Origin of the sequence: Xanthobacter sp. SG618 (assembly GCF_012932745.1) — a bacterium.
GTDB classification, from domain to species: Bacteria; Pseudomonadota; Alphaproteobacteria; order Rhizobiales; family Xanthobacteraceae; genus Xanthobacter; species Xanthobacter flavus.
On the sequence record NZ_JABBHL010000005.1, the window covers coordinates 144,437 to 156,031 of the forward strand.

Annotated in this window: 9 protein-coding genes; 7 read left to right on the forward strand and 2 right to left on the reverse strand. The window is 68.9% G+C overall.

From position 1 onward, the window contains the following. Window positions 1–85 precede the first annotated feature (85 nt). Window positions 86–1,072, reverse strand: coding sequence for a complex I NDUFA9 subunit family protein (locus tag FHT36_RS15205; RefSeq protein WP_169123339.1), 987 nt, complete (start codon window positions 1,070–1,072; stop codon window positions 86–88). 302 nt (window positions 1,073–1,374) lie between these two features. Between FHT36_RS15205 and rpsT the strand changes: the two genes are divergently transcribed. The 5 genes from rpsT (at window position 1,375) to FHT36_RS15230 (ending at window position 7,522) form a co-directional block, all read left to right on the forward strand. Next, a complete protein-coding gene (rpsT, locus tag FHT36_RS15210) occupies window positions 1,375–1,641 on the forward strand; it encodes a 30S ribosomal protein S20 (protein ID WP_024276666.1) in 267 nt (88 codons plus the stop codon). 1,109 nt (window positions 1,642–2,750) lie between these two features. Next, the gene (dnaA, locus tag FHT36_RS15215) at window positions 2,751–4,211 is read left to right on the forward strand and encodes a chromosomal replication initiator protein DnaA (RefSeq protein ID WP_169123340.1); all 1,461 of its coding nucleotides are present in this window, start codon (window positions 2,751–2,753) and stop codon (window positions 4,209–4,211) included. Window positions 4,212–4,589: 378 nt separating this feature from the next. Next, a complete protein-coding gene (dnaN, locus tag FHT36_RS15220; protein WP_169123341.1) occupies window positions 4,590–5,708 on the forward strand; it encodes a DNA polymerase III subunit beta in 1,119 nt (372 codons plus the stop codon). A 77-nt stretch (window positions 5,709–5,785) separates the two neighbouring features. Further along, window positions 5,786–6,934 (forward strand): DNA replication/repair protein RecF, encoded by a 1,149-nt coding sequence (gene recF, locus FHT36_RS15225; protein ID WP_169123342.1) that lies wholly within the window; start codon window positions 5,786–5,788, stop codon window positions 6,932–6,934. 48 nt (window positions 6,935–6,982) lie between these two features. Beyond that, window positions 6,983–7,522 (forward strand): GNAT family N-acetyltransferase, encoded by a 540-nt coding sequence (locus FHT36_RS15230; protein ID WP_169123343.1) that lies wholly within the window; start codon window positions 6,983–6,985, stop codon window positions 7,520–7,522. Window positions 7,523–7,524: 2 nt separating this feature from the next. On the opposite strand, the gene argB is transcribed toward FHT36_RS15230, so the two are convergent. After that, window positions 7,525–8,430 (reverse strand): acetylglutamate kinase, encoded by a 906-nt coding sequence (argB, locus tag FHT36_RS15235; protein ID WP_169123344.1) that lies wholly within the window; start codon window positions 8,428–8,430, stop codon window positions 7,525–7,527. A 278-nt stretch (window positions 8,431–8,708) separates the two neighbouring features. Between argB and FHT36_RS15240 the strand changes: the two genes are divergently transcribed. Both FHT36_RS15240 and FHT36_RS15245 read left to right on the forward strand, forming a co-directional pair. Further along, window positions 8,709–10,328 (forward strand): hypothetical protein, encoded by a 1,620-nt coding sequence (locus FHT36_RS15240; RefSeq protein WP_169123345.1) that lies wholly within the window; start codon window positions 8,709–8,711, stop codon window positions 10,326–10,328. A gap of 121 nt (window positions 10,329–10,449) precedes the next feature. Continuing rightward, the gene (locus tag FHT36_RS15245; RefSeq protein WP_169123346.1) at window positions 10,450–11,583 is read left to right on the forward strand and encodes an alpha-D-ribose 1-methylphosphonate 5-triphosphate diphosphatase; all 1,134 of its coding nucleotides are present in this window, start codon (window positions 10,450–10,452) and stop codon (window positions 11,581–11,583) included. Window positions 11,584–11,595: the final 12 nt, after the last annotated feature.

The following is an 11,595-nucleotide window of genomic DNA, read 5'->3' on the forward strand; positions in this document are numbered from 1 at the left end:
CCGGTCGTGAACCTTCACACCGTAGAGGTGAGGGCCGCCAATTCAACGGCCCTGCGCGATGCGTCGGGAGAGACCGGCGTGCCGGTCAGGTCTCGACGCGGGTGAACTGCCCCGCCTTGCGGAACCGCCAGAGATAGGTCGGCAGCACCACCGCGAGGGAGGTGGGGGTGAGATCGAGGCCGGCCAGCGTCCGGCCCTCGGCGACCGCAGCCTCGGACACCACATTGTCCGAGCGCAGCATGTCCACCTGATCGACGGTGAGCGGCGCGCCGGGGGCCCACTGGGTGAGCTTGGCCATGAAGGTGGCGAGCCCGAACGGCAGGTCGACCAGAAGCCGCTTGGCGCCGATCTCGGAGAGCATCAGCTCCATCAGCTCGCGGAAGGTGCGCACCTCGGGTCCGCCCAGCTCATAGGTGGTGCCGGCCTTGGCCTTGCCGTCCACCGCGGCGAGCACGGCGGCGGCCACGTCGCCGGCGAACACCGGCTGGAACTTGGTGACCCCGCCGCCGATCAGCGGCAGCGCCGGGGAGAGGCGGGCCATGGCGGCGAAGCGGTTGAAGAACTCATCTTCCTGCCCGAACACCACGGAGGGGCGGAAGATCACCGCGTCCGGCACCGTGGCGCGCACGACGGCCTCGCCGGCCGCCTTGCTGCGGCCGTAGCCGGAGGGGGAATTGGCGTCGGCACCGATGGCCGAGAGATGCACCAGCGGCACGCCCCGGGCAGCGGTCGCGGCGGCAACCGCGCGGGCGCCGAAAGCGTGCACGGCGTCGAAGGACTGCCGGCCGCCCTCGGCCAGCACGCCCACGAGGTTCACCACCGCCTCGGCGCCGTCCACGGCGCGGGCGACGCTCTCGGGATAGCGCACATTGGCCTGGGAAATCTGGATCTGGCCGACGAAGCCCAGCGGCTGGAGGAAGCCGGCCAGTTCCGGCCGGCGCACCGCGACGCGCACGCGATAGCCGCGCATGGCCAGCGCCCGCACCATATGCCGGCCGAGAAAGCCGGAGCCGCCGAAGACCGTCACCAGGCTGTCGTTCACCGGACGATCGGTCACCGTCACATCGCTCATGCCGAACCCCCGCCTTGATGCGCCGCGCCGGCTTCAGCCTCGCGCCGCCGGCATGCCTTCGTGCCGGCATGCCATATATAGAGTGCGCGCAGCACATACGCGATGCCGGCGGGTTCCGTAAAGCCGCCAAGGTGCCACGCGTGGACGACTTTTCCGTACAACGTGTTGACGCGGGAGCCGCGCGACCGTATAAGCCCGCCACCTAGCTGGCGGCATGGGCTGCCGGCTTGTTCACTCATTCATGCGCGACGCGAAGTGGCCAGATGGCCGTGCCGCCGGGCGCGAACCAGCAAGGACGGCCGATGGCCAATACGCCTTCCGCCAAAAAGGCGGTCCGCAAGATCGAGCGTCGCACCGAGGTCAACCGGTCTCGCCGGTCTCGCGTGCGCACCTATCTGCGCAAGCTCGAAGACGCGCTCGCCACCGGCGACGCCACGGCCGCTTCCGCCGCCTTCAAGGCTGCCGAGCCGGAAATCATGCGCGCCGTCACCAAGGGCGTCATTCACAAGAACACCGCGTCCCGCAAGGTGTCCCGCCTTGCCGCCCGCGTGAAGAAGCTCAGCGCTTGATTTAGATCAATCAAGCAGACTGACTTATCTTGAAGGCCCGGCTCTGCCGGGCCTTTTTGCTTTGGCGTGGCCTTAGACATCTTCAGCCAGACTGCTGCGCGCGGACCCCGATTCTCCCGCCCCGTCAAGGGCGCGAGGGCCGGAAACGCGACGGGGACGCGGGTTTTTCCAGCCGCGGCGCGGCTCCGCCGACCGTTGCCGACCGATCAGAAAAACCCGATCCGCGAGAAAGGCTTAGAGGCCAAAGGGTGGAACACGCCAAAGCGGCCCCTTTGGAGGAGTATTGGGTAACCGTGTTTCCCTACGAGGCGGGGCGCCGCACTTCCTGCGCCGACTTCGCGAATCTCATTGTCGCGACAGAGGTTTGCCGGCTGAACGCAAAGTCGGGGGTGTGGCGCGGGCGCACCGGCTTTTGCCCGCTATCCCCCCTCCGGGGTCAAAGGCGTTGCACCCCCCAAACCGGCTGTGTATGTTCAACCTCACTCCGGGAGCGACACCGGGGTTCACCGATAGAATGAAGTTTTCACGGCTCTTCGTGGATGAGGAGGGGATGTATCGTGTCTGAATTCGTTCACGTACCCCTCGTCTTCGGCCGTATCCGTAATCTGCGTTACCTTCATTCGTTGGAGCTATGCTAAGGGCGGACATCTGCTCCGCCTTAGGGCATCTACGAGACCAAACAAAAAACTGGTTCATTCCAACACCCGTCGATGGTTGGCATCGTCGGAGATGGGGCGGCTATGACTTCGGGCACATGCGCGGCAGCGGACACAGAAACAGGTCCCTCGGTCTTTTCGGCTACGCGTTGCGTTCGAGCCTTTCGGAGCTCTGCGCTCCATTCCAGTTGCGCCCCGCCGCCCTGTTACGGCAAGGACCGCGCATGACGGTGTGTTGACCCCGTTGCGCTGATGCCGTGGGTGCCTTAGCACCCGTTTCCGAAACTCCCCACGAGACCGAGGCCGCGCAGCCCGCCCCAGGGCGCGGACGGCTTTTGCGTCTCCAACCAGGGAACCGCCTTTCGCGCGGTCGCGATCCTTATGCTCAAGCCTCATGCGCCGGTTGCCGCGCGCACCGTTCCTTTTCAGTCAGCCCTTGCGGAGGCCGCCGAGATGGATTGCGCGTCGAACCCCAGCGCGTCCGCGGGCCCGTGGGATCGGGTGCTGCAGCGTCTGCGCGAGGAGATCGGCGAGGAGAAGTTCACCAGCTGGTTCGCGCGCATGGACCTCGACGCGCTGACCGCGGACGTGGTGCGCCTGTCGGTGCCCACGCGATTTCTGAAGTCGTGGATTCAGGAGAATTATCTGCCGCGCATCACCGACATCTGGGCGGAAGAGACCGGCGCCCGCCGTCGCGTGGATCTCGCCGTGCGCAACGCCTTCGCGCGCCCCGTGGCGCTGAAGGCCTCCGCCCCGCGCGAGGTGGTGAGCGAGCGCACCGAGCGTCCCGTCGAGTCGAAGCCCGCCCCCCGCGCCAGCGAGGCCCGCGGCGAAGTGCGCGAAATGGTCCCCACCGGTGGGGACGTCGCTTCCGGCTCGCCGCTCGACCCGCGCCTGACCTTTGAATCCTTCGTGGTCGGCAAGTCCAACTCGCTGGCCTTCGCCGCCGCGCGCAAGGTCGCGGAAACCCCCGCCGGCGCCGCGCCGGTCTACAATCCGCTCTATCTCCATGCGGCCGTCGGCCTCGGCAAGACCCACCTGTTGCAGGCCGTGGCCCGCGCGGGTGCCGCCCATGGCCGTCGCACCACGTACCTGACCGCCGAGCGCTTCATGTACGGCTTCGTGTCGGCGCTGAAGTCCCATTCGGCCATCGCCTTCAAGGACACGCTGCGCACCATCGACACGCTGGTGATCGACGACCTGCAATTCCTCAAGGGCAACAATCTCCAGCAGGAATTCTGCCATACCCTCAATGCCCTGCTGGATGGCGGGCGGCAGGTGGTGCTGGCGGCCGATTGCTTGCCCGGCGAGCTCGAGCACCTCGACGAGCGCGTGCGCTCGCGCCTTGCCGGCGGCCTCGTGGTGGAGCTGGCTCCGCTGGAGGAAGACCTGCGCCTCGAAATCCTGAAGGCGCGCTACCAGACCCTCGCCGAGCAGCACCAGGGGTTCGCTGTGCCGGCGCCGGTGCTGGAATTCCTCGCCCGCAGCGTCGGCCAGTCCGGCCGAGACCTCGACGGCGCGCTCAACAAGCTGCTGGCCTTCAACCAGCTCACCGGCGAGCCGGTGACCCTCGACATGGCGGAAAACGCGGTCAAGGACCTCATCCGCCCGACCGACCCCAAGCGCGTCCGCGTGGACGACATCCTGCGGGTGGTCGCCAAGCACTACAACGTGTCGCGCGCCGATCTGCTCTCCCAGCGCCGCACCGCGACGGTGGTGAAGCCGCGGCAGATCGCCATGTATCTCGCCAAGACGCTCACCCTGCGCTCTTTGCCGGAAATCGGCCGCCGCTTCGGCGGGCGCGACCACACCACCGTGCTCCACGCGGTGCGCAAGATCGACGGCCTCGTCGCCACCGACCGCGCGCTCGCCGACGAGATCGAGGTGCTGAAGCGGCTCGCGCTCGAAAGCTGAGTTCGGCGAGCCAAGCGCGGCAATCTGAGTCTGCCACAGGGGCAGGATAAGGGCCGGCGCCGCGCCGGTGCCGCCGGAGCGGATCTTCCGAAAATCCGCCCTTCAGAAAATCTCCCCGCGAACCGAAATCTCCTCGTGAACTCTTGCCTTGCGCCCCCCGGGACGGCAATGTCGGCGGCCCGGCGCCCGTTCCCTCGGGTGCCAGACGGCGGCTTGCGCCGTCGCGCCACGCCACACCGGCGCACGCGCCCCTCGCCCGCACCGGCGGATGGGGGGATCTGCGGGCGTCATCCTTAGAATGTCGAGGCGGACCCACCGGCGGGACATGCGATCCCGCGGCGGGCCGGCTCGGAAGCGAAGAGTGAACGGGCCAGGACGATGAAGGTCACCGTCGAGCGCGCCGAGCTTCTGAAATCGCTCAGCCACGTGCACCGTGTCGTCGAGCGGCGCAACACCATCCCGATCCTCGCCAACGTGCTCATCAAGGCGGCCAAGGGCACGCTGGAGCTGAAGGCCACCGACCTCGACCTGGAAGTGGTCGAGAGCGTGCCGGCCGAGACCGGGCAGGCGGGCGCCACCACCGTGCCGGCCCACGTGCTCTACGACATCGTGCGCAAGCTGCCCGATGGCGCGCAGGTGCAGCTGGAAGCCGGCGGCGAACGCGGCACCCTCACGGTGCGCGCCTCCCGCGCCCGATTCTCCCTGCAGACCCTGCCGGAAGCCGATTTCCCGGACCTCGCTGCGGGCGAGTTCTCCCACACCTTCAAGGTCAAGGGCGCGGAGTTCCGCCGCCTCGTCGACAAGACCCAGTTCGCCATCTCCACCGAGGAGACGCGCTATTATCTCAACGGCATCTACCTGCATGTGACCGAGGCGGGCGGCAAGGCGATGCTGCGCGCCGTCGCCACCGACGGCCACCGCCTCGCCCAGGCGGAGCTGGAAGCCCCCGCCGGCTCGCAGGGCCTGCCGGGCGTGATCGTGCCGCGCAAGACCGTCGCCGAAATCCAGAAGCTGCTGGAGGACAAGGAGGCGGAAGTCACCATCTCCCTGTCCGCCACCAAGATCCGCGTGCAGGTGGGCGCCATCGTGCTCACCTCCAAGCTGATCGACGGCACCTTCCCGGACTATGGCCGGGTGATTCCCCAGGGCAACGACAAGACCCTCATCGTCGACAAGGACGAGTTCGCCGCTGCCGTGGACCGCGTGTCCACGGTGTCGAGCGAGCGCGGCCGCGCGGTGAAGCTGTCGCTGGGCGACGGCAAGATGGTGCTGTCCGTCACCAACCCCGATTCGGGCAGCGCCACCGAGGAGCTGGAGGTGGACTACACCGCCGAGCCCCTCGATATCGGCTTCAACTCCCGCTATTTGCTGGACATCACCTCCCAGCTCGAAGGCGACACGGCGGAACTGAAGCTCGCCGATCCCGGCTCGCCCACGCTGGTGCGCGATTCCACCAAGACGGATGCGCTCTACGTCCTCATGCCCATGCGCGTTTGAGACGGCGGGTGTGAGGCGCACAAGGGCCTGTCCGGCAGCCGGCCCGGCGTGCCTGACGCCGGGGCGATCGTGACACCATGCTCCACGCCGCCATCCTGAAGCTGTCGCTCACCGGTTTCCGCTCCTATCCGGCGGCGCAGGTGGCGGTGGAGGCGCGCGCCATCGTGCTCACCGGGCCGAACGGCGCCGGCAAGACCAACATCCTCGAAGCCCTGTCCTTCCTCTCCCCCGGCCGCGGCCTGCGCCGGGCGCAGCTCGCCGACGTGGGTCACCGCCCGCCCGGCGCCCACGCGCCGGATGCGGACGGTGCGCCCTGGGCGGTCTCCGCCTTCATCGAAGGTGCGCTGGGCGAGGTGCGCCTCGGCACCGGCTACGATCCGGCGCAGGAAGGCGGGCAGCGGCGCTGCCGCATCGACGGCGAGGCCGTGCCCTCCGCCAACGCCTTCCTGGATCATCTTAAGGTGCTCTGGCTGACGCCGGAGATGGACGGCCTGTTCCTCGGCCCGCCCGGCGACCGCCGTCGCTATCTTGACCGGCTGGTGCTGGCGGTGGACGCCTCCCACGGCACACGGGTCAACGGCCTCGAACGCGCCCTGCGCTCGCGCAACCGGCTTCTGGAAGAGAACGGCACCGCCCGCTTCCTCGATGCAATGGAGCACGAGGTGGCCGAGCTGGCGGTGGCGGTGGCCGCCGCGCGGCTGGAGACGGTGGCGCGCCTCTCCGCCGAGATCGCCGCCCATCGCGACGAGGCCTCGCCCTTCCCCTTTGCCGAACTCGCCCTCGACGGCGCGGTGGAGCGCCTCATCGCGCAGCATCCGGCGCTGGAGGTGGAGGACCGCTATCGCGCGCTGCTGCGCGACAATCGCCCGCGGGATCGCGCGGCCGGGCGCACGCTGGAAGGCCCCCACCTCACCGACCTGTCGGTGAGCCACGGCGAGAAGCGCCTGCCCGCCGCGCGCTGCTCCACCGGCGAGCAGAAATCCCTGCTGATCGGCCTCACTTTGTCCCACGCCCGGCTGGTGGGGAGCATGCAGGGCCTGTCGCCCCTGCTGCTGCTGGACGACGTGGTGGCCTATCTCGATGCCGAGCGCCGCGCCGGCCTGTTCGAGGCGCTGGCCCGCCTCGGGGCGCAGGTCTGGATGACCGGGGCCGATCCTTCCGCCTTCGCGGCGCTGGAGACGGCGGCGCGCTTCACCGTCGCACCGGGCACGATCACGCGGGCCTGAAGAGACGGCAAGCTTGGCGGACGGGCGGCGGCGCTTTAAAAGAAGGGTATGCCGATCCGTCCCGCCACCCCTTCCGATATTCCCGCCATCACCGCCATCTATGACGAGGCGGTCCGCAATGGCACCGCCTCCTTCGAGCTGGAACCGCCGGGTCCCGAAGAGATGGCGCGCCGGCAGGCCGCCCTCATGGAAGGCGGCTATCCCTATCTCGTGCTGGAAGAGGACGGCAAAGTGCTTGGCTATGCCTATGCCAGCGCCTTCCGTCCGCGCGTCGCCTATCGCTACACGGTGGAGAATTCCATCTATGTGGACGAGGCGGCCCGGGGCCGCAGGGTCGGCCGCCGGCTGCTGGAAGCGCTCATCACCGAGTGCGAGGCGCTGGGCTTCCGCCAGATGGTGGCGGTGATCGGCGACAGCGGCAATGCCGGCTCCATCGCCCTGCACCGCGCCTGCGGCTTCGGCTCCATCGGCACCCTGCCGGCCACCGGCCTCAAGTTCGGCCGGTGGATCGATACGGTCCTGATGCAGCGCGCCCTCGGCGAGGGCGCGAGCACCATTCCCGCGGACGCTGACCTCCTCAAGGGCTGAGGTCAGCGGGTGATGAGCGTGCCGGCGCCGTGGTCGGTCAGCAGCTCCAGCAGCACGGCGTGGGGCACCTTGCCGTCGAGGATCACGACGCCCTCCACGCCCTTCTCCAGCGCGTAGATGCAGGTCTCCACCTTGGGGATCATGCCCCCCGAGATGGTGCCGTCGGCGATCAGCGCATGGGCCTCGGCAATGGTGAGCCGCGGGATCAGCTGCTTGTTCTTGTCGAGCACGCCCGGCACGTCAGTGAGCAGCAGGAAGCGCTTGGCCCCGAGCGCACCGGCGATGGCGCCGGCGAAGGTGTCGGCATTGACGTTGTAGGTACCACCGTCCACCGCCGCCGCCACCGGGGCCAGCACGGGAATCAGCTCGCGGCCGAGGATCTGGTCGAGCACGGTGGTGTCCACGGTGTCGGGCTCGCCGACGAAGCCGAGGTCCACCTCCTGCGCGTCATCGCCGCCGGCGGAGACCATCACACGGTTCGCCTTGCGGGCGCGCACCATGTTGCCGTCCTTGCCGCACAGGCCGATGGCCTTGCCGCCCGCCTCGTTGATGAAGCCGACGATCTGCTTGTTGATGGAGCCGGCCAGCACCATCTCGACGATCTCGACCGTGGCCTTGTCGGTGATGCGCAGGCCCGCCGCGAACTCGGACTTGATGCCGAGCTTGCTGAGCATGGCGCCGATCTGCGGCCCGCCGCCGTGCACCACCACGGGATTGATGCCCGACTGCTCCATGAGCACGATGTCGGAGGCGAAGGTGCGCGCCACGTCCTCGCTGCCCATGGCGTGACCGCCGTATTTCACCACGACGATCGCATCGTCATAGCGCTGCATGTGCGGCAGCGCCCGCGCCAGCACTTCGGCCTCGTGCTGGGCTTCCGACACGGACTGGGAATGGGGCTCGGTCATGAGGGGCTCGCAGATGGGTGCTCGCGGGGGCGCCGGCGGTGCGGCCGCCGGGCGGCGCCCTTCTAGCGGTTTCCCTTGAGCGGTGAAAGGCCCGGTGGCGGGGCGGCCGCGACAGGCCAGCGCGGAAATCTTGTCCGCCGGGCTTCCTTCCCTCGCGAAAAGGTGATGAGAAGCAGCCCCGGCCGACACAATGGCGGCGTCAACTGCCGTCACCCGTTCGCCCGCAACAGCCCTCGCCTCGCCGTAGCTCCAGCCGCCGCCAGAGAGACCCGGCCTTCATGACGCCTCCGATTCTGCCTGCCACGCATTCCACGAGCGCCGCCGCGCACGCCCATCATGGCCATCCGCCCGAGCGCCGGCCGCACGATCTTCGCCCCTGGCAGATCCTGCTGCTGTTCGCGGCATGCCTCGGCCTCGTGTCGATCCCGATCCTCACCCATCCGATCCCGCCGCTGTCGGACTACGTGAATCATCTCGCGCGCATGCACGTGATCGCCTCGATCCCTGGGGATCAGGACCTCGCGCGCTTCTACACGCTGAAATGGTCGATCCTGCCGAACCTGATGATGGACCTCATCGTCCCGGTCATCGACAAGGTGGTGGGCATCTACACTGCCGGCGAGATCTACACCCTGATGTGCTTCGCGCTGATCGCGGGAGGCACCATGACGCTCAACCGCACGCTGTTCGGCGTGTGGTCGGCGCTGCCGCTGCTGGCGTTCCCGCTGCTCTACAGCGGCGTCTTCCTCATCGGCGTGATGAATTATTATTTCGGCATCGGGCTCGCGCTGTTCGCGCTCAGCGCGTGGGTCGCGCTGCGCGACAAATGGTGGCCGTGGCGCTATCTGGTGTCGGCGGCGTTCGTGGTGGCGCTGTTCTTCTGCCACCTGTTCACCGCCGGCATCTACGGCATCGGCATCCTCGCCTACGAGCTGGACCGCCTGCGCCTCGGCCGCGGGCCGATCTGGCCGCGCATCGGCGTGTTCGTCAGCGGCGGCCTGCCCTTCCTGCCCATCGTTCCGCTGCTGCTGGCAAGCCCCACCTGGGGCCTCAGCGGGCAGAACTACTGGGAGCCGCAGGGCAAGATCACCGGCATCGAACTGATCTTCAACGTCTATATCGACCATGTGGCGGTCGCCGTGGCGGCGATCTTCATCGTGGCGGGCGTCTGGGCGGCACGGCACCGGCTGCTCTACGTCCACACCTTCATGCTGCCTCTGCTGCTGGTGGCGGGGCTCGTCTATCTCGCCATGCCGCGGGTGGTGTTCGCCACCTACATGGCGGACCAGCGCCTGCCGGCGGCCATCGTCTTCATGGTGCTCGCCGCCATGCGCGTGGACCTGCGCCACCGCCTCGCCCGGCGCGGATTCGCGGTGGTGCTGATCCTGATGCTGGCGGTCCGGGTCGGCGAGGTGCAGGTGGTGTGGGACCGGCTGTCGCAATGGACGGTGGCGTTCCGCGAATCGGTCACCCACATCCGCCCCGGCTCGCGTGTACTCGTCGCCTATGCCGACATCCAGGGCGGCAACGATCCGACCGACCTCGGCCTGATGCACGCCGCCTGCCTCGCCATGATCGAGAAGTCCTCCCTCGTCACCACCGCCTTCACGGTGGAGGGCAAGCAGATCCTGCGCGCCCGCAAGCCCTTCAACGAGCAGGTCGACACCGAGGACGGCACCCCGCCCCAGACCGAGCAGCTGCTCATTACCGAGGAAGACCCGACCCCCGACGGCCCGCGCTACTGGGACCTGTGGCCGTCGAAGTTCGATTACGTCTACCTCTTGTTCACCGAGCGCGGGGCGCCCAACCCGGACAGCGACCACCTCAAGTTGGTCTCCGAGGGCGAGCGCTTCCAGCTCTACGAGGTGGTGCCGCGCCCGCCTGCGCCACCCTCCTGAGCCGGCACGGCGGGGGCGACGTCACCGCGGTGTCACGATAGGGTGCAAGGCAGAACATCCCGCGGGTCCGGCCGGAAGGCCGGCCCGCGCATTCATTTCGACTGCCAGTTCTGGAGCCCCGATGGACACCGTTCTCACCAACGCCCGCCTCGTCCTCGACGATGCCGTCGTCACGGGGACCATCACGCTGCGCGACGGGCGCATCCTCGCCATCGACGAGGGCCGCGCCACCACACCGGCCGCCATCGATTGCGACGGCGACTTCATCGCCCCCGGCCTCATCGACCTCCACACCGACGCGCTGGAGGGGCATTTCGTCCCCCGGCCCAAGGTCTTCTGGCCGGATGCCCGGGCCGCCGCCCTCGCCCATGACGGGCAGACGGTGGCGAGCGGCATCACCACGGTGTTCGATGCCATCTGCGCCGGCGGCTTCGACCAGGCGAAGGCGGAGCGGCGCGACCTGTTCGGCACCATGCTGGATGCGGTGGAGCTGGGCGCGCCCCTGTTCCGGGCCGACCACAAGGTTCACCTGCGCTGCGAGATGACCGACCCGGACCTGCTCGATCTTGTGGAGCCCACGCTCGCCCGGCCGGGTCTCGCCTTCGCCTCGCTGATGGACCACACGCCCGGTGCCCGCCAGTGGCGCAACGTGGACGTGCTGCGCAATTTCCTGCTCGGCATCGGCAAGGATGCCGCCGAGGCCGAGCGCGAGATCGGCGAGCGCACCGCGCGCGGCCGCGCCAACGTGGCCCGCAACATGCCGCCGCTGGTGGAGATGCTGGCCTCCACCGGCCTTGTGCGGGCGAGCCACGACGACACCACCGAGGCGCACGTGGCCGAGGCGCGGGCCGCCGGCTGCACGATCAGCGAGTTCCCCACCACCCGCGAGGCGGCGCTGGCGGCGCGCGCTGCCGATCTCGCCACCATCGGCGGGGCACCCAACGTGGTGCGGGGCGGCTCCCATTCCGGCGGCGTCGCCATGGGTGCGCTGGCGCAGGAGGGCCTCGTGGACGCCCTCGCCTCCGATTACGTGCCTGCGAGCCTGCTTCAAGCGGCGACACGCCTCCACACCGTGGACGGCATGGCGCTGCCGCAGGCCATCGCCCTCGTCACCCGCAACCCGGCGCAGATGGCGGGCCTCGCCGATCGCGGCCGGCTCGCGGCCAGGCTCCGGGCCGACCTGGTGCGCTTCCGCATCGTGGAAGGCACGCCGGTGGTGCGGCAGGTGCTGGTGGAAGCCGAGCGCGTCTTCTGACGCGCTGTGGCG